We start from the raw sequence: 21,919 nt of genomic DNA on the forward strand, positions 1-21,919 counted from the left end.
TGAGTTAGAAATCGCCCCAAAACCCTTCAAGAGGCTTTTTGAAAAAAATTTGGAGTAGCGCTAATGCGTTGTCAGCGCAGAGAAATAGGCTCCGCTAATTCCCCTTATCGGATGCAACCAGCAGTTCGACTTCAGTGGCGAGCCTGTGGATGGCGCTTGCCCACTTAGCAAAACTCCACTTCGACATGACGTTCGTTCCGGGACACGATTCGGCACGGCACGTCGATTCCGTCAGATCGAATGGCAAGGTGGAATTTGATGGGCAGCCCATAAGAACTCGAGAGGTCGAGACCGGCTCCATCCTCAGCGAGGGTGCGCACAGTGCATTCGATGGTGGGCATCCGTGCGTTGAAGTAAATAAGGCCGGCCTTCAGCACACGTCGCCGCACATGCCGTTCTGGGGACTGGCGGCTACGCCAGGCAACGACTCGATTACGTCCATCGGCCTTCGCCTCGTACAGCGCTGAATCCGCGTGGGCCAGAAGGCTGTCGATCGTCCGGGACACTATGTCGAGCGTCGATACTCCAAAACTCGCCGTGACTTGTCTCGACACACCTCCAAGCTCGAATCTCTGGCCGGCAATGACGCTGCGCAATTTCTCGGCAACATCGACGGCCGCATGGCGATCGGTATGTGGCAGCAGCAGGGCGAATTCCTCCCCTCCAATTCGCCCAAACAGATCGGATTGCCGGAGATTCGCCAAACATGCCGCGACAACACCAGCAAGCACCTGATCGCCGGCGGCATGGCCATGCGTGTCGTTGACTGACTTGAAGTGATCGATGTCGAAGGTGATCAGGCTGAGATTGTATTTGTGCCGTTGAGCCAAGGCGAGAGCGCGTTCCCCACTAGTGCGGAAGGCCCGTCTCGACAGAGCGCCGGTGAGCGCATCGACGGTCGCAAGTTGCTGGAGTTCAATCTGGCTTATCGCAAGGTCCGCGAGGTCTTGCAGAATGCCAACGTCGCGGTCGCTGAACGGCCGCGGCTTGGTGTCGATAGCGCATACCGTTCCGATGTTATGTCCGTCGCTCGTCCTCAGGGGGACGCCGGCGTAGAAGCGCACATTAGGCTCTCCGACAACATGAGGATTGTTGGCGAAACGTGGATCCTGCGTTGCGTCCGGCACAATTGTCGGCGTCGAGGCCAGGATCGCATGGGTGCAAAAGGTGTTGCGTCGGTCCGTCTGGTCAACACCGAGGCCTTGGCAGGCCATGTAAAGCTGGCGGTGGGCATCCAGAACGGAAACCAAGGCAATCGGCACATCGAATACATTCTTGATGACCCGCACAATGCACTCAAAGGCAGGGTTGCGGGGTGCATCAAGCAGGTCCAGGCGGTCGATTGCTTCTAGTCGCTCATTTTCCCGAACATCCGAATGAGAATGCGGTTGTCCGTCGGCGTTCCGCGCCGCGCCTGATGGATGGCTTTGATTTCCAACCACGCACGTCTCCATCTTAGGATGCCCTCTGGCCTCCACGCGATTTACCGCATGCATCGGTTTAAAGCCCAGCGAGAGTTTGCGGGAGTGGTTAACAGAACGATGCGCATCTTGATCGCGATGCATTGCAAACGCCGGTTTCAGCCCGGCACACCTGCACCAGCGAAAACGGTAAGCGGCCGGCTGACAGGCTGGTGGCCAGTCTGAAGTGAGGACCGCGCGATAAGATGGCGTTTAGGCGCGTGAAATAGGCTCCGCTAAGCGCACTTACTGAACCCTCTTCGACGCCTCGGGGTTGTCTCTTTCCCGCGACAGTTGTCTGGCACAGTTGCCGATGTTAGACAAAGGTAGGCCTTGGGAGGGTTTCATGATCGTCAGCCAGTTTGTCGATGGCGTTTCCGCCGAGTTCTCGCTCGTGCGCAGCGGCAACCAACTTACAGCCACGTTCCACTATGACCTGACCGGCTTCGAGGACGACGAAGGTATCTTCTTGTGGGATGGCGAGATCGGCGCGTCGATCGGCGCCTATAGCGATTATTTCCAGCAAACCTTTGACCGGCCGATGGATTTGCAATTTGTAGCGACGTTGACGCCTGGCGCTAACACGATGGCGAGCTATTTCGTCAACGACAACATCGGCGGCGCGTCTTTCGATCGCGAATTTAACGTTGTGCTGTTCAACACGGCTGCGAACTTCGTCGGCACTTCGGTTGCCGATCTGGTCTTTGGCTCATCTGCGGCAGACTCATTCCGTTCCGTCGGTGCGGGCGATGTTTTCGAGGGCGGAGCGGGCAATGACATCTACGCTATCTATAGCGCGGATACGCAGGTGGTCGAGGCGGCTGGTGGCGGAACGGATCGCGTCGGCGCTGCCGTCTCCTATGTTCTGACAGCAGGTGCAGAGGTTGAATTGCTGACAACCACTAACATGGCTGGTACCAGCAAAATTAATCTCACCGGCAATGAATTGGCACAGAAGATTTACGGAAACGCCGGAGACAATTTGCTGGACGGCAACGGCGGCACCGATACGCTGATCGGCGGTCAGGGTAACGACATCTATTTCGTTGACAGCGCCGCTGATGTCATCGTCGACAACGCCGGCGAAGGCACCGACCTCGTCGTGGCGAGAGGCGTCGACTATGTTCTCGGTGCGGCGGCGCAAGTGGAACACTTACGGACCAGTTCCGCTTCAAGCACAGCCGGCATCGACCTTACCGGCAACGATTTCGCACAGATCATTAGAGGCAATGCCGGTGATAATGTCCTGGTAGGCCGAGGCGGCAACGATAAGCTCTATGGGCTCGACGGAGCCGATACGTTCCTATTCGATTCAGCGTTTGACAGTTCGAATCGCGACGCCATTTACGATTTCGGCTTGGGGGACGATCAGATCCAACTCGACAGTGCCGTGTTTACGGCGCTTGGGACTGGTGGGCTCGCGGCCTCGGCCTTCAAGGACATCGCCGTGGCACCTTTGGATGCCAGCGACCGTATAATATACAACTCCGACAACGGGAAACTGTACTACGATCCCGACGGCTCCGGCGGAACGGACATGATATTGTTCGCCGCCGTGTTCAACCAATTTCGAAACCCAGCAAGCATCACTGCTGCGGACTTCTCGATAATCTGAGTGGCTGTGCCGCTCGGGAATACCCGCATTCTACTGCTGTCACAGGAACCCGGCGCCCGCATGATCCCGGTAACGCTCCGCCCGGCGGATGTATTTCCGGACCGTGCGGGGGTCGACGTGTCGCGTCTGGTCCATGATCCTATTCAAATCGGCGCCACGCTCGGCGGCACTGGTGACGAAACCCGCCCGCAGGCTGTGACCTGAAAAGTCCCCGGCATCGAGCCCGGCGCGCCCCGCGTAGCCCTTGACGACTTTGGCGACGGCCCAGCCCGTCAGGCGCTCGGCGGAAACCGCGCTGCCCTTGTTGACCGGGCGGAACAGCGGTCCTTCGGTGATGCCGGCCGCATCCAACCATGCCCTCACGGCTGCCACGGGCCGCAGGCTTTCGCCGGTCGGAATTGCGACCGTGTAGCCTTGGCCTTCCTGGTCTGTCTTCGACCAGCGGATGGTCACGTCCAGCCCCTTGTCGGTGAAAGCTAGATCTTCGACATCGAGTGCAACCAGTTCGGAGCGGCGGAACGCCCCAGCCATTCCCAGGAGGATCAGCGCGCGGTCGCGCTTGCCTTGCATGGTGTGCGCCGAATGCGCCAGCATCGCTGAAACCCGCTCGGCAGTGGCAGGCTGCTTCTGCACCGGCGCCGTGCCGATCGTGCGGCGGATGCCCTTCATGACCATGGTCACCGCCTCGTGTTCGGTCGGCGTTGCCCGTCCTGCGGCTTTGTGAGTGTGCCGGATCGCCGCCACGGCCACGGCAAGGCTGGAAGCCTTAAGCCCTTCCTTCATGCGGGCCACGAGATAGGCGGACACCGTTTCGGGTTCGGCCGGTAGGCTGGTCACGCCTCGGTCGACGCACCACGCCTGAAACGCGGTCCAGTTCGAACAGTAGGCGAGCAGCGTGTTCTTGGCTTTCGATGCCCGCGCCACCTCGCGCACATCATCGTCGATGAGCGCAACCGCCCGTGCGGTGGTGGTTGCGACGGTCAAATCGAAGCTGTTTTCGGCGCTGAAATCGTCCATGGAATTGGGTCCGATAAATCCGATTAATGGAGGTAATCTGAGGCCCGGCGAGTTTCCCCGCCGGGCGGATTGTCAGGTCATTGCATTTCGGCGAGGGTGTCGTGCAGCCGATTGCAAATGCCGTTCACGGACTCGGCAACGCATTTCAGGTTCTGGTCGCGGCCTAAGACGCTCTCGGACAGCAACGCCATCCAGGCAACACGCAGTTCGTCGCGGAGTTGGTACAGCTTGTCGAGACTATCGCCCAAATCGGGCTTGCTTTCCGGTGCCGCCGTCATGACAGCACCGCCTTCCCAAGCTTCCGGCGTGGTTTTCTCGACACGCGGATTTTGGAAAGGTCGCGCCCACCCCATTCGCGCGGGCTCCCGGCATTGACCCACTCGACACATTCGGGCGTGAAGCCGGAAACCCACTCTTCGTATTGCTGGCGATAGTGCTTGCGTGGGTCCGCTGCGTTAGGATCGAAGGCGTGCGGCCGGCCCTCGAAATAGGCATAGAGGTTCTGGTCAAAGAATGCCCGCTCCATCGGCGGCAACGCAGCCCGCCGACGCATGACATAGGCTGCAAGGTCCTCCTTTTCGAAAGGGAGAAGGGTTGCGGTCATGGCGGCGCGCGCGTCGCCGATCACCGCCATCCCCGTCAAGGCGATACCCGTAATCATGGCGCGGCGGCTCAGCATGATTGCACCGCCAGTTCGGCAATTGAGGGAAGGCCCGCGAGCGCGCGAAGCTCGTGGACGATGGCCCAAAAGCCCAGATAGTCCGGGTCGCCGTTAGAGTTGTCTTCGTCGGGGAAGCCATAGTCTCCGGCATCCCAAGCAACAGCGGTCGCCTTCACGGCAACGCCGGGAATGGTCGTCGCCGGTAGCGCAACAATCTGACCAAATAGGACGATCAGCGCGTTCGTCAGCTTGTTGCTCCGGTCTGCCAACGGCCCATAGCCTGTTGAACGCATCAGGCGGTTGTAGCGACGGTCCTTTCCGCCGAACCCGATACCCAGCCGTACCAACTCACTCGACCAAATTTCGTAGGCGGCATGCCGCTTGGGCTGGATTGCCAGATATTCTCTGGCAGTGCGATCGAACTCGACGCCGAGCCGGATCAACTCGGCGTCCGCATCGGGCGTAGAACAGGCGGCGACGGCAGGCGTTGCCACCGCCACGGCGAGCGCGGGCGTGCTGGCGAGCAGTTTGCGACGGGTCAGCATGACACCACCTCGCGCACGATGATACCGTCCGGCTTGCGAAAGGCGATCTCGCAATAGTCCGCTACCGGGCAGTTGGACGTTATCCGCTCGTCCTCGGCATCCCCGTTCGGCTCCATGTCCTCGTCATTTTCGCCCTCAACGAAGCCGTCACCTTCCTCGCCTTCGTCTCTCCTGCGCCAACCGGTGGCGATGCCGCTGAAGCCAAGGTCCGGCTCCTCGTCTCCGGTGTCTTCGGCGTCGGTATCGTTGTCGCCCTCCTGGACGTCAAGATCACCTTCCCGGTCGTCGCCGTTGCCCACATAGGTGGCAAGGTACGGCTCAAGGTTCTCGTCGCCGTCGATCTCGTCGAGCAGCGCCATCAGGTTTTCGATCGTCGTGGCGATCCGTAGCCGCATGGTCGGCGTGACCGCGAGGAAGGTGGTAGGCTGGGCTGTGGGCAAAGCTCCGCCCGCAGCCGGAACAGCAGTGTTCGGCATTGAAAATCCCCTTCGGGTTCGGTATTGATACGAAAAGTATCACACCATTGGTGGCGCGGAGTGTCAATACTAAAAGTATCAATCAGGCAGGTGAAAGCCGCGCGAGCGCTGCTGGCTTGGTCCCAAAGCGACTTGGCTCAGAAATCCGGCATCTCGGAACCGACGATCAAGCGCCTTGAATCAACAGACGGCGAGCTCGGAGGAAGAGCCGAAACAGTTGCCGCCATCCGCGCTGCCCTGGAAGCCGCCGGCGTCGAGTTCATTCCGGAGAACGGCGGAGGCGCTGGCGTGAGGCTGAGGAAGTAGACGCGCAGGTGATAGAGGAGGTCTCATCACCCGCGCGAATATTAGACGTTCCGTACCTAAGCCTAACATCGAGAACGTCCCAAGTTTTAACAAACTCGTCAAGTACTTCCTTTCCCGGGGTGCGGCACTGCATCTCTGCCGCCCGATTGGCGTTAACCAAAAAATCGCCTGCCCAAACTATAAAGCACTTGTGGAGGTGACGAGATGAAGAGGACCGAGATTGTTAGTGTTCGCTTGGCCACCGCTACGAAGATTGCCCTTGAAAATGCAGCGAAGGCCGATAACCGAACGGTGGCGGGTTATCTGGGAAAGCTGATCCATTCCGACCTATCGGCCAAGGGAATGATGGCGCCCGTCCCAGAGAGGCCAGAGCGGCGCGGCCGGCCAGGCGTCAAACGAGCACGGTTGAACTAGCAACCTACGGGCGCCACTCGGCATCGAGTTCACCCCGGAGAATGGTGGTGGTTCCGGCGCTGCGGACGGCCACGGCAACAGGTAAAATTTGACCTGTTTCGTTTAGGAACAATCAAGCATCTCCCCCGACGACGGGGGACACATGTCTTTGCAAACAGCGAAGCGATGAAAACTCAGATAGCGCAGGAGTTGGCCGGGCTCACTGCACACCATCACTCGGCGAACTCAGGCAACATATCGCCAGTGTTGAGGTGAGCCCGGTCACCACCTGTTGAAAGTTCGCCGGGTCATAACCCACCCCGTCCATGTCCGACGACCCTTCATTCCCGATTTGGAACATCGGGCGCCGGCAGTTGGCCGGTCAGATCAAGCCTTGCATTTGTCGTGCCAACGGGGGGTGCCTGTTCGCACGAAACGTCAAGCGCTTCCCCTCTGAGGGGGGACTCTTGCGTGTGCGACGGCTTCGCGTGATGCTGCGTCATAACTCTTGGGAGCCGTATATGAGCCGAGCCCGCAAGTTCACTCGCGTCGAGATTATGGATGCAGCTCGTGCCGCCTCCGAACATGGACTCGACGTAAAATTGTGCCCGACAGGCGAAATTGTCTTTATGCACAATCCCAAAACCGAGCATCGGTCATCGCCGACGCCGGATGAGGCATTTGAGGAATGGCTGAACGGACGTAAAGCTCGCGGGCTTGCAAAAGACTAAGGTTGTCTGGCTCTGTAGAGTTCAGACCCGAGAACGGCGGCGGCGCTGGCGTGAGGTTGGCGAAATGATACTCGGCGAGACCGGAGACTGGCGCAGCGCCGTAAAGCTCACCTGCGCTTGCATTCTTGTAGACTGCATAGAAAGCGGCGGTGCTACAAGTGGGCGCGCCGCGCTTTAGGTGTTTTCTACGATCATGGGTGGCAAAGGCCAACGAGCCGATGCATAGTCCAAGTCAGTGCGCGGTTGTTGAAGCATCAGTAGGGCGCTATGCCGATTTTTGTGAGAAATGGGACTGCGGGCGGAAGCGGAATACGATTGGATCCGCAATATGACGGCTATCTACTCGTCGGCGGCGTCCGTGAAGTATCTGCGACCGAAGATACAATTCGCGGATTCAGTTCTAACCACACCGTGACTATTTTCGGCGAGGTCGTCGGGGGACTGTCCGGCATCGTGCTCGGCGATGACGCGAACCTCGATCGCGGCCAAACAGTGATGGTTGCCTCAACCGGCAGCGTTTATGCTGCGATAGGCGGGGTCGACGGCATTCGGATCAATGCGCGGGACTCCTCCGTGCGCAACGACGGCCTGATCTTCGGACGTGACGACGGCATCGAAATCAACGCCAACGCCGGAACAAGCCGAATCGTCAATACCGGCACGATTATGAGCGAAGACGAGGCCATCCGCGCCAGCGGCGCGCAGACGCTCATCGTCGAAAACAGCGGCCTGATCTACGGGCAACTCCGTTCCATTGCCACATTCGGCGGCGCCACGGCGATCATCACCAACACAGGCGAGATTGTTGGCGAAATCTATCTCGATTCCGGAAACGACGTTTACAACGGTGTGAACGGTCGGGTGAGCGGGCCAATTACCTGTTTCGGCGGCAACGACACAGTCTATGCTGGTGTCGACGACGACACGATCAGCGGCATGACCGGTAACGACATCCTGAACGGAGGTCTCGGCGCTGACCGCATGGAGGGGGGCTCGGGCAATGACACGTTCTACGTCGACAACGTCGGCGACTCGGTGATCGAGTCCGCCGGCGAGGGCACCGATGTGGTCGCCGCCAGCGCGAGCTTTAGACTCGCGGCCGGTGCCTCCGTCGAGCGCATGAACACAACAAGTCAGGGCGGCACATCCGCCATCAATCTGACCGGCAACGAGTTTGCGCAGACGCTGATCGGCAATGCCGGCGATAACCGCCTGGAAGGCCGCGAAGGCAATGACACGCTTCGCGGGCTCGGCGGCAAGGACACGTTCGTGTTCAACACGAAACTCGGCGCATCGAATGTGGACACCATCGCCGACTTCAACGTCGCCGACGACCGGTTTCTGCTGTCGGATGCCATATTCACAACGGTGAATACCGGCATTTTGGCCTCAGGCTACTTCCGTTCGAACACCACGGGCCTAGCGCAGGACGCCAACGACCACATCATCTATGAGACCGACACCGGGGAGCTATACTACGATTCCAACGGCAACGCCGCTGGTGGTTCGGTGCTGTTTGCCAAGGTAGCGGTGGGGCTGTCTCTTACCAACGCCGACTTTTCAGTTGCCTAGCGCGTTCTCAACTGACGGGCTTTAAACTGGATAGGTTCCACTAACTGCGCTTGTCGAACCTTATTTCCGAGCCATTTCGTGACATTTGCCGGTCGCGCCGCCCCCCCGCCGTGAGGCTGCGGAAGGAGGCATCCCGCTTCTGTTCGCATGACATCAGGCATTCCTTTGCGGTTTGCGTCGCTTCGGAAACTGGTTTGTTGTACGACTTGGCATGAGCGAGAGACGAATAACGACGAAGGCTGAGATAGAGACTGGGCACGACGCATGGAAAAGCTCCGTGCTGCCATTACGCACCGACCGGACCAGTTATCTGATGGTGAGCGAACCGCCCTTCAGAGGGAGGCGGCAGAACTGCGACTGATCGCGGACACGTTCTTCGACGAGTTCAAAACCATCGAAACACGGAGGAGGAGTTAGAGCGCAGCCGGGGCTTGCTTTCTAGGGTCTGGCGCCCTCCGCCGGGCCTGAAAAGCCTTCTGTCGACATAGCGAGGAGCAATAGCGCCGGGTAAGCCTTTGCGCGGCTACGAGATCGCCGCACACGGCGCAGCTTATCTCCGACCGCTCGGCCCTCTGTCGCGCCGCCCGACGCTGGTTCCGGCGCTTCGCAGCCTTTTTGCGGGTGATTGCCTGGCAAGCCTCGGAGCAATGCACTGCCCAGGGATGGCCAGCGAAAGCGGTGTTGCACGCCATGCAGCGGAGCATTCTTCCAGCCACGTCGCTCGTCAACCTCCCTTCTTTTTGCGCTTGTGCTTCTTGATCGAGCGTAGGGCTGCCTCGAAAACGCTGTCAACTTCCTCGTCGATATCGTCTTCCGTCATGCCTGCGGCCTCCGCATCGACAAGTAAACGATCGGCGAGTTCGCTGGCGAGAACGCTATCGGGTTCGGCATCGATTGGGATATGCTCGGAGAGCCAGTCATTCAGGAATTTTCGTCCTCGTTTGCTCATGAATTCCTCCGCAGATCGCCGTAGCGATCAGTTGTCGAAACGGTTCAAAGCCCCTGACGGTGCTGGAGCGTGAGGCAAACCGGAACCATGCGCCGATCGGGACATTGACGAGCTACTCCCCTCGCTCGGCATCGGATCACATTAATGGAAAAGACAATCCCCACGGACAAGGCGCGCCAAGGTCGAACAGGGCTTCAGGTGCTTTTTGTCCTGATTATATCGCTCTTGCTCGCGGGCGTCGTTTGGGGCAGTGTCGCAATTTGGGGCGAGTCAATCGACGCGCCGGCGGCGGATGAGCCTGGAGGTTTAACTGCCCCGGCACCAGCGTCAGGCACTACGCAATGACGTTGGAAACTGACCGACTCAGACATGAAATCCAAGTCGCACTCGCGGCACTGCGTGAGGGCGACCAGGCGCTAGAGCATGGCGAGGCCTCGAGGGCGCGAGATGCCATCTTGGCAACTATTGGCCAACTGGAAGCGCTCCTTCACGATGCTGAGATCGAACCGAGAACCTAGCCCACCATCAGGTTAGCTTTGCCAATGCGGTTTGCACGGCGGCCAGATCATCCATTGTGTCGTCGGTATTGTCTGGCGAGCCGGACGCTCGACGAAGATCGCGAGCCTGGGATGCGATATATTCGAGATTTTGAATTTTCTCGCTTCTAGAGAGTGTCACGTCACTCTCGACCTTCGATATGATGGCTGAAAAATAAGACATCTGTTTCCTACCATGGCCTCGCGAATAGGCGTGCTGCCCTCCCGCGTTGAGTATCCCAAATGGAAAGCCCGCCGCGCTGAGGGTGGACGCGACGGGCCAAGTGAGTTTCCTCACGAAACCGCAGCAGTTTGCACGGGCTGCGATCTATCAGGTGAAGCTCCACCATCAGCGATCGTTCCGTCTGGAAGAAAAGATCGTGCAATCGGTTTGCTCACCGGCGGGCGATGGAGCAGAACGCCAAGCTGGAGGACGCTGTTGGCTATAATGCGGTAGCCGTCGAATTTCACCTCGTGAGTCCATTCGCCGCCCTCGGGTGGATCGTCCACCAGGGTTGGTAACATCGGCTCGATGAACGAGAGCCCGGACGTAGGACGCTTACGCACATCTGGAGTCTAGGCACAGAAAGGGCTAGGTGAACGGAACGTGATTCATTTTGCAGAGGCGGAACCGGCTAGTCTTTCCACAGTTCCTACCGATCTCAGGAGGAACCCATGTCAGACGAAAACAATCGCGAAACCGGAGTCCGCAAGCCACAGCCCGGCGTTAGCCACCGGCCTGATCCTATACATTCGGGTGATCGTGGGAATGAACCGAAGGAACCATATGGGCTGACGGAGTCTGTCGACGACGTGGATGAAAAGACCCGTCATGCCGACGGTCAGCAACCTTCGCGGCAGCCGACACCGTCCCCGGCAACCGAGAAGCTGTCCGGCGCCGGTCCAGCCATTGCTGAGCACTCAAAGGACGCGAAGGCCCCTAAAGCTGGCCGCCAGCCCGGCGCATACGTGAAGAAGTAGCGCCATGAACGTCGCCAACCTTCAGCTTGAAGGCCTGATCATGGCTGTCGCGGCGGTGAACAATCTGCTGGTTCACAAGGGTCTGTTGTCCGTCGATGAAATCGACCATGCCTTGCACAAGGTTGAAGCGGGACTGACCGGAGAGGAGCGGGCGTACGAAGGCATGTCACCAGCTAACCGAGATGCGATGTGCTTCCCGGTTCGTCTACTCCGAATGGCGAACAATGCTCAAGGCGAAGCTGACATCCCGCCTTTTTCCGAACTTGCCCGGATGGTCGGCAGCACGAAACAACCCTACAACGACCAGAGGTAAGGCAATGTCCGACGACAAAAACCAAACCGACAATCGCGATCGGTCCCAGGTAGCGGGGGACGAGGAGTATGAGGTCGGGTACGTCGCGAGCAAGTTCGGCATATCCACCGTTCAGGTTCGGGAGTTGATTGCCGAGTTTGGCAATGACCGCGATGTGATCGAACGCGAGGCCGCGAAGCTCAAGCAAGGCGACGATCGGCCTGCCGCATAAAGAACGGTGGAAGAGCCTCGAATCATTGCCGCGCTGGTCACCGCCGGCACAATTGTGGTCGTGGTGATAGGGGTAGCCGCTGCATTTGAGCTAGCGGGGCGTTCTCTTCCATTTTGCGGGGAAAGCCGCCGCGCAAGAACTTCACGCGGGCCACAAAGCCCAGGCGCCCATTCAGCTTTCTCTACGACCAGGCCCTTCGGTGGTTTCGCCCCGGCCTTTGCCTGGACGCGATCCCACAGGCGTTGCCGGGTCCCCTGCGGCAGCGTCACGAAGGCGCCGCGGACATGCTTACCGGCGCTGTACGCCATCAATGCCGTTGCCGGTTTGCCGTGCTCGCGCTGCACGCCGACGATGTTGAACTCTGCTTCATCGTAGCACTTCGCCTTCAGCCAATTTGTGGTCCGGTCCGCGCTCGTAGGTCGAAGCCTTTCGCTATTACAACCATCCCTCCAAACCTTGCCCGTCCACGGCGCTATACACATTCGTAAGCACGAATGTACCCTGCTGTTTGCTAGGGGTCGGAACATCGCGGCTGCTGCGCAGTTCGTCTCCGCAAGGAGAATCGTATGCGTCGTACGATCATGATGTTAGTCGCTGGGAGCGCTCTGATCGCCCTGGCGGGTTGTCAAAACCTTGCCGGCACACCGGGTAACGTGCCGGACAATTGCGCCGTTCCAGGGTCGTCCTGTGAAACACCCGATCGTTTCTAAGGCTGCCCATGCCACGCTACTATTTCGACTTGTTCGACGGAGAGGACATCTCCCGCGACGAGGTCGGCATCGATCTGGACCACCAGGGCATGGCGGCAGATCACGCGGTCGCAGCCCGCCATGAGGTTGGATGCTTGAAGCGAGCTGATATCCCGCGGTCTCCTTGCTGCCCCGGAACCGGATGACTGCGATAGCATTGTGAAAGACGCGATTACGCGCTCAACCTTTCAAAGGAAAAAGCAATGGCCAAGCCATCGAGCCGGTCGTCCGGCAAGACAGCGACGATTCACGACCAGAAGCTTGAACGCGGAAATGGCGGCGAACTGCATCAGGTCGCCGAGGCCGACGTTGCTGTTCTGACTACCGCCCAAGGCGGGCCTGTTTCCGATGATCAAAACTCTTTGAAGATCGGCGCGCGCGGGCCGACCGTGCTGGAGGATTTTCATCTCCGCGAGAAGATTTTCCATTTCGACCACGAGCGTATTCCCGAGCGCGTCGTCCATGCCCGGGGCTACGGGGCTCACGGCTATTTCGAGACCTATGAATCGCTGGCCAAATACACGCGTGCAGACATTTTCCAGCGCGCCGGCGAGAAGACGCCTGCCTTCGTCCGCTTCTCAACGGTGGCGGGAAGCAAAGGGTCGGCCGATCTCGCCCGCGACGTTCGCGGCTTCGCCGTCAAGCTCTACACGCAGGAAGGCAATTGGGACATCGTCGGCAACAACATCCCGGTCTTCTTCATCCAGGATGCCATCAAGTTTCCCGATATCATCCATTCGGTGAAGCCGGAGCCCGACCGCGCGTTTCCGCAAGCGGCGTCCGCTCACGACACGTTCTGGGATTTCATCTCGCTAACGCCCGAGAGCATGCACATGATCATGTGGGTGATGTCGGACCGGGCGATCCCGCGTTCCTTCCGCTTCATGGAAGGGTTCGGCGTCCACACCTTCAGGATGCTCAACGCCAAGGATGAGTCGACCTTCGTCAAGTTTCACTGGAAGCCGAAGCTCGGGCTGCAGTCGGTGGTGTGGAACGAGGCGGTCAAGATCAACGGCGCAGATCCGGACTTCCACCGCCGGGATTTATGGGATGCGATCAAGTCCGGCAATTTTCCGGAATGGGAATTGCAGCTTCAGCTCTTCGACCAGGCGTTCGCCGACAGTTTCGATTTCGACGTGCTCGATCCCACCAAGCTCATCCCCGAGGAGCAGCTGCCTCCGATCCCGGTCGGCCGCCTCGTACTTGACCGCATGCCGGACAATTTCTTCGCCGAGACTGAGCAGGTGGCGTTCATGACGCAGAACGTGCCGCCGGGTATCGACTTCTCCAACGACCCGCTGCTGCAGGGGCGAAACTTTTCCTATCTGGACACGCAGATCAAGCGGCTGGGCAGCACCAACTTCACCCACCTTCCAATCAACGCGCCGAAATGCCCGTTCCATCATTTCCAGCAGGACGGGCACATGGCGATGCGCAATCCGGTCGGGCGGGTGAATTATCAGCCCAACTCGTTCGGGGAAGGCCCACGCGAATCGCCGCAGCTCGGTTTCCGCTCCTTCGCCGAAGTGGAGGAAGGCCCCAAGCAGCGGCTGCGGGCGGAAAGCTTCGCCGATCACTACAGCCAGGCGCGGCAGTTCTTCAACAGCCAGACCGCGCCAGAGCAGAAGCACATCGCCATGGCGCTGACTTTCGAGCTTTCCAAGGTCGAGACGCCTGTCATTCGTGAGAGGATGGTCTCGCATCTTCTCAACATCGATGAGGGTTTGGCGGAGACTGTCGCCGAGAAGCTGGGCATGAAGGATCTGCCCAGGCCGGCGGATGCCGCCATCGCCGCCCGAAATGACCTCGAGCCGTCGCCTGCGCTCAGCATCATCGAAAACGGACCCGACAGCTTTGCGGGCCGAAAGGTCGGCGTGCTGGTCAGCCCGGGGGCGGATGCCGCGCTGTTGAAGAAGCTTCGATCGGCGATCGAAGCGGAAGGCGCCACGATGGAGGTGATCGCGCCAAAGGTCGGCGGCGTCGAGGCGGCCGATGGCAGCCTGATCCCCGCCAAGCACATGATCGATGGCGGACCGTCGGTTCTGTTTGATTCCGCCGTGCTGCTGCTCTCCGAGGAGGGTGCGGAACGCCTGACGGGTGAAGCCGCAGCACGCGACTTTGTCGCAGATGCCTTCGCCCACTGCAAGTTCATCGGCTTCACGCCCGGCGCAATGGCGCTTCTTGCAAAGGTCGGCATCGACCCCGAGGCCGACGAAGGTCTGATCGCTCTCGACAGCCCAAAGTCGATTGCGAGCTTCATCGAGTCCTGCCGCAAGCTGCGGCTTTGGGCGCGCGAAGCCATCGTCAAGCTTTAGGGTGTGGATGGGCTGAGTGCCAGGGTTGGCCTTTGAAAGGGCCAACCCGTTCGGCTTTTGTGAGGATGCTCTTTGCGACGGCAGGCGAGGCGCTCGCTACTGCATCAGTCCCGCGGCTCGAAGCGCATCCTCGATGATCTTCCTGACACCCTTCTCGTCTGCTGCTGGTGTGGACGGCGCTGGATCTCGAAGTGGAGCGGTTCGCGCCGTCACCCTTGCGTCATCCGCCAACGCGAACCTGTGGGGACTGGCGGGAAGTTGTGCGTCTCTGCGCCGGGGCTGCCTTGGCTTCGCTGGCGCACTAGCGCGAGGCTCAGCAATACCCCAAAACTCCGCGATCCGCCGCGTTGATGAGATGCCCACGTCCAGCATGAAAGGACCAGCGACGCCCAGGCCATGCTCACCCGCTGTCCGCAGCGGTGTGCCGTGTCCCATGCCGGGGATCGTATAGGTCTCGACGAGCGCATTACCGCTGGCGTCGATCCAGGTCCTTCTCGTGTGACCATCGACTGTCTCGGATCGAGTCGGCGTCTTGCCCAGCCTGTGAACGCCTCGCCATTGCCCGGCGATTGCTTCCGCGTTCGACGCTGCCACCGTCTGGTCTGCTGACCCTTGCCAGATGGAGATTCTCGGCCACGGTCCTTTATGCGGAGACGCGATGCTCACAAGCCGCTGAAGCTCCGGCTCGGACGGGCCGCCGTGACCACGCATGCGGTCGAACGCTTCCGGAATGGTGTTCGCCGTTCCATAGGCAAGGCCGGCGATGATCGCCCCTCCGGCGAAGACTTCCGGATAGGTAGCAAGCATCACCGAAGCCATCGCCCCTCCAGCCGACAGGCCGGTGACGAAAAGGCGCTCCCTATCAAGCCCGTGCGCGGCGATGAGCGTTTCGATCATCTGCCGTATGGAAAGTGCCTCTCCGCCATCGCGATTCGTGTCTGCCGGCACGAACCAGTTGAAGCACAGATTGGGATTGTTAGCCCGTTGCTGTTCGGGAAACAGCACGGCGAAACCAGCCTGATCGGCAAGCTTCGTCCAGCCGGAGCCATGATCATAGGCCGCCGCATTCTGGGTGCAGCCATGCAGCACCACGACAAGCGGAGCGTTCTCGGGCAATGCTTCCGGGAGGTAAAACCTTGCCTGCAACGCGCCCGGATTCGAACCAAAACCGGTCAATGTCGAGAGACGGTTGGATGAGCCTAAGGTGGGAGCATGAACGTTCTGTTGAGCGCGCAATGCAGTCAGGCGCGCAATGGTATCGGACATCTTTCGCATGGGGCCGTCCTTGTTTTGACGCCCGGATCGGACGGCAGTGTTGCGCAACGCGTTCGCAGCCATATCGTTGCTGCACTGCACAATAACAAGGGAGCGGCTTGCGACGATGAAGCTCGGCCGGTCCATGAAGGACCGGCTGAGCTTCCAGACTTAGCGGCGCGGAGTAAGGTAGACTGCCTCTTCATCGTCGCGCTGCTTGCCGCCGAGGGCTGCCGCCGTAGCGCGACGATGAAGGCTCCTATGAGCAGCGACATGGCGTCGACCAGCACGAAGGTCGCAGCCCCTTCGTTGCCATATTGGCGGCGTCCTGTGCCTTGACTTTGGGATCCTTGGTCTGAGATTCCGTGATGCCCGTTTCGTTCACGTCGTTCACGAGACGCGCGACAGTGCCCGCGCTTCCGCGCGTTTCTGGTCGTCATGGTCGGCTGACATTTCGGCACTGCCTGGTCCCCCCGGTGGCGCAACGAATGTTGCGGTAGCAAGTTCCATGCAGCCCCTAAAATGCAAAAAGCCCCGCAGCCGAAGCTGCGGGGCATCATTCTGCTCATTCCTGGCGGGGAGCGCCGCTCAGCTAAAAGGCGAGATGCATTCTCGACGCGGTCCGTTGTTGGGTTGGAACGTGTCGTCGTAGGCGCGATACGAACGATAGCGATTTGCGCACCATTCCTCATGCGAACCACCGACATTCCGCTCGATGACGCGCTGTTGGGAATTGGCAATCGCGCCGGTGATCAGCGCTCCAGCGACGAAAGCCGCCGCAGGGTACCAATAATCGCCATGGCGCTTGTAACCCGGCCGGTAATCGCGATAGCCGCGGTGCCCCCGGTAATAGCCGCCGCGGTCATTGTCGTCGCGCCGCACCTCTCGCCGATCACGGCGATTATCGTTGGCGTCGCGTCGATGCGTCCTGCTCACCTCGCGATGATCGCGCCGGTTCCCATCTTTGCCCGCCCGCTGGCGCAGCTTTATCACGTCGTTGTTGCTTTGAACCTTGATTACATCAGATGGCGAACCCGTGGGTTGGGTTGGGGTGAAAGGGGACGCATAGGACGGCGCCATACCGCTGACGCTGATCGCCAGCGCCAGGCTGGCGGCGCAAACGCCGGACAAGAGCTTTTTCATGATTGTCTCCTTCAAGACCGATATCCTCGGCGAGCCAACGAGCCCCGTCGCCATTGGTTCCTGTTTTAACTGGCGGGCACGTACTCTGAGGTTGTCTTCGGCCTGGTCCACTGCACGATGATCTCGAACAGGATGTCAGCGGTACACATGGAGCAGACGCGAACCGGCGTCGCCCGCGCCTCGGTCTCCGAGATCGATGAAATTTGCGTCAACCACGTCGCGATTTTCGGATTTCGGACAATGGCAGACGCTCGCGGACAATGGCGGATATTATATCAAGCTACTGATTTTAAATGGTATTTCGTTGCAACAAGTTCGTGTCTCGATTAGAATCCTCTGAAAGAAACGGAGGTGGCCATGCGCTTCGAAGCGCCGATGGTTGATCAGATCAGGGTACGTGTCGCCAGGGACGAAAAGCGGCGGCTTGCCGAGTTCGCCCGCCAGCGGGGCATGACGTTGTCAGACCTGTTGCGCATCGCGGCGGCCAATGCCGCTCAGCAGGCAGCGGCATGAGCGTCCCCGGCAAAGGTACCACCACCACTGCTGGAACCTCGGCGCCAGCGTGGTCGTCTGGGTTTGCGGGGGGAAACTTCCCAGCGCCACCACCTGGGAACAGCACCGGCCCGTTCTCCGGGTTCGTAAATTCTCCCATCGGACAGCGCATCACGGGGGCTGGCGAAACGGATATGTTCGGTGGGCAGAAACCCGGCTTCCTCGGCCTCATGCAGCAACAGGCGCAATACAACAATTCCCGGCAGGCAAGCATGACTCCGGCTGAGAAGAGGCGTCATGAACTATTTTCGATGATGGCAAACTCCGGGCAACAGCCGGCTTCGTTCAGCCCGGTCCAGTTCGGTGGCCCCGGCAATGGCGGAACCCTCAGTGATTTTGTGACTGCCATCCTGAAACAAGGGAAAGGCGGCGTTTGATGTTTGACGTGATGAGCATGTTCCGGCAGCCAGCCGTCAACCGGCTGATGCAGCCGTTCCTGACGCCTGGAGCCGACAATCTCCTGAATAGCCCCGTAGCAGGACCGACCGGCAACATGCTGGCGTCGGCAGGTATGCCCATCCCGTCGTCCCGGCCTGACCCTTGGGCCGGACTTCGCGACGCAATCCAGATCGACCAGACCAAGACAGCCTCCGCATCATCCGGGCCGGCCTACAAGGGGCCGTTGGTCAAGCATGGCGACGGGCAGGCCGGCTATCCGGACGGAGTGACGCCGCGCTCTGCTTCCAAGCCAGCTCAGACGGGTTTCCAGAATAGTCATGGCGTTGCAAATGGCCCCTTCGAGGCTGGCCTGAGTGGAAGAGCGCCGCCGCAAGGCGCAGGAAAGCAGGACGAAATTCGGCGCGGTGGTGATGGCGGCAATTACCAGTATGCCGAAACACGCGGCATGCAGGGCGCCACAGGTGATTCAGGCTGGATACCCACCTTGCAATCTGGGAAGTCCGGCATGTTGGGTGGCCTCCAGCAGTTCAGCCAGTCGCCGTTCGGTCAAAAGCTCGGCGATATGGCAGCGGGCTGGGCAATGGGCGGCAACATCTCCGACAGCCTAGCTCAAGGCGGCAGGATGATGGCGATCGGCAACGAGCGTCGCAAAGGCAAGGCCCAGACTGCGGCCAATGTCGAATATCTGACGAAGAATGGTTACGACGAGCAAGCGGCCAAGGCCATCGCAAGCGACGGCCAAGCGCTGACCGCCGCCATCAAACAGATCCATGAAAGCCGCCAGCCCAAGTATGGGTTTTCGACCGTCGACGGCAACGTGGTGCGCTATGACGAGCGCGGCAACGGCCCCTCCGAGGTTGTCTACGACGGCCCGGACGCGTCGCCAATGACGCCAGAGCAGCGCGAAAGCTGGGGCATCCCGGCCGACGACAGGCGCCCCTATTATATGGATGCGGGCAAGCCGCATGCGCTTGGCGGCGCAGGCGTCAATGTAAATGTCGGTGGCGAGCGCGGCTATGACAAGACAGTGGGCGAGGGTTACGGGAAGCGGTTCCTGGAATTGCAGGAAGGGGTTCAGTCCGCAGGTCGTGCCTTGAACGCGCTGGATGTGATGGACCAGGCGATGTCCGATCCCGGCTTCTACTCGGGTGCAGCATCAGGTTCGGTCAGTAGCTTAAAGCGATATGGCGCCGCTCTTGGGCTACCCGGGGCAGATGGTATCGACAGCATCGAAACCTTCAATGCGATGACCAAGCAGGCTGCCTTGGACAGCATGGGCGGCTCGCTTGGGACAGGCTTCTCCAATGCCGACCGTGACTTCGTCATAGATCAAGTTCCCAACCTGAGAAACACGCCTCAGGGCAACAAGGACCTGATCGATGTCCAGCGCAAGCTGAACACCCGCAAACAACAGATCGGCGCTCTCGCGCGGGAGTATGCCGCGCGCAATGATGGACGTATCGATGCCGGCTTCGATGACTTCCTCGCGCAATGGGCGGAGCAGAACCCACTGTTCCCGAACAAGCCCGTTGGGTCTGGTGCCGCGCGTGGAGCCGGGGGTGCGACTGGCCGGCAGCGTGCGAGAAATCCTCAGACCGGCGAGACACTGGAATGGGATGGCACGAACTGGAGCCCGGTACGATGACGGATCAGCGAAGAGTTTCGACCATCCCTCCCCCGCCACCTGGCTTCGTTATCGAGGGTGCAGGCGAGGGCGCGATTCCTCCGCCCCCGCCCGGTTTCGTGCTTGATGCGGCGCCTCCTGCCCACGAAAGTGACGCGCTTCGCCGTTCGCGTTCCTTCGCTCAAGGATTTGCCGATCTCACGACCTTTGGGCTCGCCGATGAAGCGGCTGCCGCAGTCGGCACACTCGGTGGAATGCTGCCCGGAGGACACGGCAAGGGCTACAGCCAACTTCTTGAGGAAATCCGCGGTCAGAGCGCCGCCGATGCCGAAGCCCATCCCTACGCCAATCTATCGGGAAAGGTGACGGGAGGCGTTGGCGGCGCGGTTGGCCTTGCAAAGGGCGGCCTCTCGCTCGCTGCCAATGCCGCACAGGCAGGAAAGGGCTGGTTTGCGCGAATGCTTGGCGGCGCTGCCGATGGCGGCATTGCTGCTGGCCTGTATGGCGCCGGCAGTGGCGAGGGTGGTCGAGATAGGCTCGTTAATGCCGCAACCAGTGTGCCCTATGGGCTCGCCGTCGGCGCTGCCGGCGAGGGTCTTGCGTCAGGGCTCGGCGCGATAGGCCGTCGCGTGTTTCAGGGCGTAACGCGGGCAGCCCCAGGTATCAGTGCCGCAGCCAACGTTTCCGACGCAGCTGGCTTCGGCATCCCTCTCTCGCGCGCTCAGGCAACGCGGTCCGTACCGCAGGCCAACATCGAGAACCAGCTTCGCAGTCAGGGAGCGATGACAGGATTTGACGATGCGCAGCGCCAAGCGGTCCGAACGTCGGTAGGCAGCGTCCAGTCCAAACTGGCGGGCAGCACTCCCGTGATTGCCAGCCAGGCATCCGCCTACGACAATGTTCCGGCTGCGTTGCGTCAAACACGCGACACCTTGAAGGCGGCGAGCCAGCAGGCTTACGACGCCTCCGTCAATAACCCGAATGTCCTCGTCTCGGGTCAGGCTGTTCGGAACATTCCCGACTTCATCCGCAACAGGCTGACTTCGGACCAAATCCTGATCGATCCGATGTACCATCAGGGCGCCGCTCGCGCGATGTCCTTTATCGACGATTACATATCGCGCATGCCTGTTCCTGGCGGCAACATTAAGGGCGTGCAGGCACAGTTGCGCTGGGTCGAGAACCTCCGCGCCGGACTTCGCAAGAACTTTCCGCCGCTTGGGCAGGACGCGCCGGCACTCAAGGCAATCAGTTCCGCGATCGACGACTGGACCGACGAGATATTCGACAAGGGCCTTGTGAACGCCAGTGACGACGTTCTCGACGAGCTGAAGGCCGCGCGTGCAAAATGGTCGGAATACAAGGCGATGTCCGACCCTCGGGCAAAGATCGGCGGCAAGCTCAACCCTCAGTACGAGGCACAGGCGCGCATCCGGTCGATCATGGACAAGGATATGTCGCCGGAAGAGATCGGACGCTATCTCTGGGGATCGTCTGTTGCCACCCCGAAGAATGCATCGTTCATGACCGCGCAACTCCTTCGCAAGACGCTTGGTGCTGACAGCCCGGAGTGGTCGGCAATCCGCCAATCCTTCTGGCTGCGTGCTACAAGAGCAAGTGACGAAGTGCTCAGCCCTGTCCAGATCGCCAAGAATCTCGAAGGCCTGCTTGACGGAAACGGCAAGGCGGTTGCCCAGAGCCTATACACCCAGATCGAGTTGGATCTGATGCGCAAGTACGCCGGTGTTATGCGCAATCTCTCGCCGGCCAGGGAAGGGCTGAACTTCAGCAATACCGCCAACAGGCTGATGCCGTCGCTCCCGCGCTACGGAATGGCCATCATGGGCGCACTTGCCGGCGGTGGCAGCATCGCCGGCGGTCTAGGGCCACTGGAAGCCCTAGGAGTTGGCGCGCTGACCTCTGGGGTTCTGAAGGGTGGTGGGGCAATCGCAAATGCCAGCAGGGCCTCTGCCGCGACGCGGATGCCTAGTCCTATCAATCCGTCGGGTGCCGGCGGCGCCGTTGTCCGCGGCGGATCGATCCCTTTGGTGATTGGTCAAGAGCCACGCCGGCCTCTGGAAATCACTGCGGGGCGGATGGCTCGATAGGGCCGAAAA

At 60.2% G+C, this 21,919-nt stretch carries 23 protein-coding genes; 13 read left to right on the plus strand and 10 right to left on the minus strand.

Annotated features, from left to right (window positions below; all coding sequences use genetic code 11):
• Nucleotides 1-164: 164 nt before the first annotated feature.
• Nucleotides 165-1,454, minus strand: a complete 1,290-nt coding sequence (locus tag ACSBOB_RS00810) for a sensor domain-containing diguanylate cyclase (RefSeq protein WP_442583933.1) — start codon at nucleotides 1,452-1,454, stop codon at nucleotides 165-167.
• 352 nt (nucleotides 1,455-1,806) lie between these two features.
• Here ACSBOB_RS00810 and ACSBOB_RS00815 point away from each other — a divergent pair, with 352 nt between their 5' ends.
• Nucleotides 1,807-3,075, plus strand: a complete 1,269-nt coding sequence (locus ACSBOB_RS00815) for a calcium-binding protein (RefSeq protein ID WP_442580579.1) — start codon at nucleotides 1,807-1,809, stop codon at nucleotides 3,073-3,075.
• A gap of 39 nt (nucleotides 3,076-3,114) precedes the next feature.
• Here the strand turns inward: ACSBOB_RS00815 and ACSBOB_RS00820 are convergent, their stop codons facing one another.
• From ACSBOB_RS00820 to ACSBOB_RS00840, 5 genes are all read right to left on the minus strand, one after another.
• A complete protein-coding gene (locus tag ACSBOB_RS00820) occupies nucleotides 3,115-4,092 on the minus strand; it encodes a site-specific integrase (RefSeq protein WP_442580580.1) in 978 nt (325 codons plus the stop codon).
• Between the two features lie 77 nt (nucleotides 4,093-4,169).
• Entirely contained in the window at nucleotides 4,170-4,370 is a 201-nt protein-coding gene (locus ACSBOB_RS00825) for a hypothetical protein (RefSeq protein ID WP_442580581.1), read from the minus strand.
• A complete protein-coding gene (locus ACSBOB_RS00830) occupies nucleotides 4,367-4,771 on the minus strand; it encodes a hypothetical protein (RefSeq protein WP_442580582.1) in 405 nt (134 codons plus the stop codon). The genes ACSBOB_RS00825 and ACSBOB_RS00830 overlap by 4 nt, the downstream gene beginning before the upstream one ends.
• Entirely contained in the window at nucleotides 4,765-5,298 is a 534-nt protein-coding gene (locus tag ACSBOB_RS00835) for a hypothetical protein (RefSeq protein ID WP_442580583.1), read from the minus strand. The genes ACSBOB_RS00830 and ACSBOB_RS00835 overlap by 7 nt, the downstream gene beginning before the upstream one ends.
• Nucleotides 5,292-5,774: a hypothetical protein gene (locus ACSBOB_RS00840; protein WP_442580584.1), complete on the minus strand. Its 483-nt coding sequence runs from the start codon at nucleotides 5,772-5,774 to the stop codon at nucleotides 5,292-5,294. Before ACSBOB_RS00840 ends, ACSBOB_RS00835 begins: the two co-directional genes overlap by 7 nt.
• Before the next feature lie 90 nt (nucleotides 5,775-5,864).
• On the opposite strand from ACSBOB_RS00840, the gene ACSBOB_RS00845 reads away from it, so the two are divergent.
• The 3 genes from ACSBOB_RS00845 to ACSBOB_RS00855 all read left to right on the plus strand — a co-directional run bounded on the left by ACSBOB_RS00845 (nucleotide 5,865) and on the right by ACSBOB_RS00855 (nucleotide 8,776).
• The gene (locus ACSBOB_RS00845; protein WP_442583934.1) at nucleotides 5,865-6,080 is read left to right on the plus strand and encodes a helix-turn-helix domain-containing protein; all 216 of its coding nucleotides are present in this window, start codon (nucleotides 5,865-5,867) and stop codon (nucleotides 6,078-6,080) included.
• 914 nt (nucleotides 6,081-6,994) lie between these two features.
• A complete protein-coding gene (locus tag ACSBOB_RS00850) occupies nucleotides 6,995-7,204 on the plus strand; it encodes a hypothetical protein (RefSeq protein ID WP_442580585.1) in 210 nt (69 codons plus the stop codon).
• A gap of 315 nt (nucleotides 7,205-7,519) precedes the next feature.
• A complete protein-coding gene (locus ACSBOB_RS00855; RefSeq protein ID WP_442580586.1) occupies nucleotides 7,520-8,776 on the plus strand; it encodes a calcium-binding protein in 1,257 nt (418 codons plus the stop codon).
• Between the two features lie 724 nt (nucleotides 8,777-9,500).
• Here the strand turns inward: ACSBOB_RS00855 and ACSBOB_RS00860 are convergent.
• The gene (locus ACSBOB_RS00860; RefSeq protein ID WP_442580587.1) at nucleotides 9,501-9,725 is read right to left on the minus strand and encodes a DUF768 domain-containing protein; all 225 of its coding nucleotides are present in this window, start codon (nucleotides 9,723-9,725) and stop codon (nucleotides 9,501-9,503) included.
• A 525-nt stretch (nucleotides 9,726-10,250) separates the two neighbouring features.
• The gene (locus ACSBOB_RS00865) at nucleotides 10,251-10,445 is read right to left on the minus strand and encodes a hypothetical protein (protein ID WP_442580588.1); all 195 of its coding nucleotides are present in this window, start codon (nucleotides 10,443-10,445) and stop codon (nucleotides 10,251-10,253) included.
• A 491-nt stretch (nucleotides 10,446-10,936) separates the two neighbouring features.
• Between ACSBOB_RS00865 and ACSBOB_RS00870 the strand changes: the two genes are divergently transcribed.
• From ACSBOB_RS00870 to ACSBOB_RS00890, 5 genes are all read left to right on the plus strand, one after another.
• On the plus strand, nucleotides 10,937-11,242 hold the full coding sequence (locus ACSBOB_RS00870; protein WP_442580589.1) for a hypothetical protein: 306 nt from the start codon (nucleotides 10,937-10,939) through the stop codon (nucleotides 11,240-11,242).
• Between the two features lie 4 nt (nucleotides 11,243-11,246).
• Nucleotides 11,247-11,555, plus strand: a complete 309-nt coding sequence (locus ACSBOB_RS00875; RefSeq protein ID WP_442580590.1) for a hypothetical protein — start codon at nucleotides 11,247-11,249, stop codon at nucleotides 11,553-11,555.
• Between the two features lie 4 nt (nucleotides 11,556-11,559).
• Nucleotides 11,560-11,766, plus strand: coding sequence for a DUF3606 domain-containing protein (locus tag ACSBOB_RS00880; RefSeq protein ID WP_442580591.1), 207 nt, complete (start codon nucleotides 11,560-11,562; stop codon nucleotides 11,764-11,766).
• 718 nt (nucleotides 11,767-12,484) lie between these two features.
• Nucleotides 12,485-12,661: a DUF6894 family protein gene (locus tag ACSBOB_RS00885; protein WP_442580592.1), complete on the plus strand. Its 177-nt coding sequence runs from the start codon at nucleotides 12,485-12,487 to the stop codon at nucleotides 12,659-12,661.
• Nucleotides 12,662-12,718: 57 nt separating this feature from the next.
• The gene (locus ACSBOB_RS00890; protein WP_442580593.1) at nucleotides 12,719-14,830 is read left to right on the plus strand and encodes a catalase; all 2,112 of its coding nucleotides are present in this window, start codon (nucleotides 12,719-12,721) and stop codon (nucleotides 14,828-14,830) included.
• Between the two features lie 96 nt (nucleotides 14,831-14,926).
• Here ACSBOB_RS00890 and ACSBOB_RS00895 read toward each other — a convergent pair whose 3' ends face one another.
• Nucleotides 14,927-16,105, minus strand: a complete 1,179-nt coding sequence (locus tag ACSBOB_RS00895) for an extracellular catalytic domain type 1 short-chain-length polyhydroxyalkanoate depolymerase (protein WP_442583935.1) — start codon at nucleotides 16,103-16,105, stop codon at nucleotides 14,927-14,929.
• 567 nt (nucleotides 16,106-16,672) lie between these two features.
• Complete coding sequence (locus ACSBOB_RS00900; protein ID WP_442580594.1) at nucleotides 16,673-17,227, minus strand: BA14K family protein; 555 nt, start codon at nucleotides 17,225-17,227, stop codon at nucleotides 16,673-16,675.
• 357 nt (nucleotides 17,228-17,584) lie between these two features.
• Between ACSBOB_RS00900 and ACSBOB_RS00905 the strand changes: the two genes are divergently transcribed.
• The 4 genes from ACSBOB_RS00905 (at nucleotide 17,585) to ACSBOB_RS00920 (ending at nucleotide 21,910) form a co-directional block, all read left to right on the plus strand.
• Complete coding sequence (locus tag ACSBOB_RS00905; RefSeq protein WP_442580595.1) at nucleotides 17,585-17,740, plus strand: plasmid mobilization protein; 156 nt, start codon at nucleotides 17,585-17,587, stop codon at nucleotides 17,738-17,740.
• Between the two features lie 173 nt (nucleotides 17,741-17,913).
• On the plus strand, nucleotides 17,914-18,156 hold the full coding sequence (locus tag ACSBOB_RS00910; protein ID WP_442580596.1) for a hypothetical protein: 243 nt from the start codon (nucleotides 17,914-17,916) through the stop codon (nucleotides 18,154-18,156).
• Nucleotides 18,156-19,823: a hypothetical protein gene (locus tag ACSBOB_RS00915; RefSeq protein WP_442580597.1), complete on the plus strand. Its 1,668-nt coding sequence runs from the start codon at nucleotides 18,156-18,158 to the stop codon at nucleotides 19,821-19,823. Before ACSBOB_RS00910 ends, ACSBOB_RS00915 begins: the two co-directional genes overlap by 1 nt.
• Entirely contained in the window at nucleotides 19,820-21,910 is a 2,091-nt protein-coding gene (locus ACSBOB_RS00920) for a hypothetical protein (RefSeq protein WP_442580598.1), read from the plus strand. Before ACSBOB_RS00915 ends, ACSBOB_RS00920 begins: the two co-directional genes overlap by 4 nt.
• Nucleotides 21,911-21,919: the final 9 nt, after the last annotated feature.

The organism is Mesorhizobium sp. KACC 23794 (assembly GCF_052180275.1).
Classification (GTDB): domain Bacteria; phylum Pseudomonadota; class Alphaproteobacteria; order Rhizobiales; family Rhizobiaceae; genus Kumtagia.

Excerpts from the sequence above, each read along its gene's own strand:
- ACSBOB_RS00905 (WP_442580595.1), top strand. The coding sequence starts at position 17,585 with ATGCGCTTCGAAGCGCCGATGGTTGATCAGATCAGGGTACGTGTCGCC.
- ACSBOB_RS00860 (WP_442580587.1), bottom strand. The coding sequence starts at position 9,725 with ATGAGCAAACGAGGACGAAAATTCCTGAATGACTGGCTCTCCGAGCAT.
- ACSBOB_RS00910 (WP_442580596.1), top strand. The coding sequence starts at position 17,914 with ATGTTCGGTGGGCAGAAACCCGGCTTCCTCGGCCTCATGCAGCAACAG.
- ACSBOB_RS00870 (WP_442580589.1), top strand. The coding sequence starts at position 10,937 with ATGTCAGACGAAAACAATCGCGAAACCGGAGTCCGCAAGCCACAGCCC.
- ACSBOB_RS00825 (WP_442580581.1), bottom strand. The coding sequence starts at position 4,370 with ATGACGGCGGCACCGGAAAGCAAGCCCGATTTGGGCGATAGTCTCGAC.
- ACSBOB_RS00920 (WP_442580598.1), top strand. The coding sequence starts at position 19,820 with ATGACGGATCAGCGAAGAGTTTCGACCATCCCTCCCCCGCCACCTGGC.
- ACSBOB_RS00865 (WP_442580588.1), bottom strand. The coding sequence starts at position 10,445 with ATGTCTTATTTTTCAGCCATCATATCGAAGGTCGAGAGTGACGTGACA.
- ACSBOB_RS00850 (WP_442580585.1), top strand. The coding sequence starts at position 6,995 with ATGAGCCGAGCCCGCAAGTTCACTCGCGTCGAGATTATGGATGCAGCT.
- ACSBOB_RS00875 (WP_442580590.1), top strand. The coding sequence starts at position 11,247 with ATGAACGTCGCCAACCTTCAGCTTGAAGGCCTGATCATGGCTGTCGCG.
- ACSBOB_RS00830 (WP_442580582.1), bottom strand. The coding sequence starts at position 4,771 with ATGCTGAGCCGCCGCGCCATGATTACGGGTATCGCCTTGACGGGGATG.
- ACSBOB_RS00820 (WP_442580580.1), bottom strand. The coding sequence starts at position 4,092 with ATGGACGATTTCAGCGCCGAAAACAGCTTCGATTTGACCGTCGCAACC.
- ACSBOB_RS00835 (WP_442580583.1), bottom strand. The coding sequence starts at position 5,298 with ATGCTGACCCGTCGCAAACTGCTCGCCAGCACGCCCGCGCTCGCCGTG.
- ACSBOB_RS00810 (WP_442583933.1), bottom strand. The coding sequence starts at position 1,454 with ATGGAGACGTGCGTGGTTGGAAATCAAAGCCATCCATCAGGCGCGGCG.
- ACSBOB_RS00840 (WP_442580584.1), bottom strand. The coding sequence starts at position 5,774 with ATGCCGAACACTGCTGTTCCGGCTGCGGGCGGAGCTTTGCCCACAGCC.
- ACSBOB_RS00890 (WP_442580593.1), top strand. The coding sequence starts at position 12,719 with ATGGCCAAGCCATCGAGCCGGTCGTCCGGCAAGACAGCGACGATTCAC.
- ACSBOB_RS00900 (WP_442580594.1), bottom strand. The coding sequence starts at position 17,227 with ATGAAAAAGCTCTTGTCCGGCGTTTGCGCCGCCAGCCTGGCGCTGGCG.
- ACSBOB_RS00895 (WP_442583935.1), bottom strand. The coding sequence starts at position 16,105 with ATGCGAAAGATGTCCGATACCATTGCGCGCCTGACTGCATTGCGCGCT.
- ACSBOB_RS00885 (WP_442580592.1), top strand. The coding sequence starts at position 12,485 with ATGCCACGCTACTATTTCGACTTGTTCGACGGAGAGGACATCTCCCGC.
- ACSBOB_RS00915 (WP_442580597.1), top strand. The coding sequence starts at position 18,156 with ATGTTTGACGTGATGAGCATGTTCCGGCAGCCAGCCGTCAACCGGCTG.
- ACSBOB_RS00815 (WP_442580579.1), top strand. The coding sequence starts at position 1,807 with ATGATCGTCAGCCAGTTTGTCGATGGCGTTTCCGCCGAGTTCTCGCTC.
- ACSBOB_RS00880 (WP_442580591.1), top strand. The coding sequence starts at position 11,560 with ATGTCCGACGACAAAAACCAAACCGACAATCGCGATCGGTCCCAGGTA.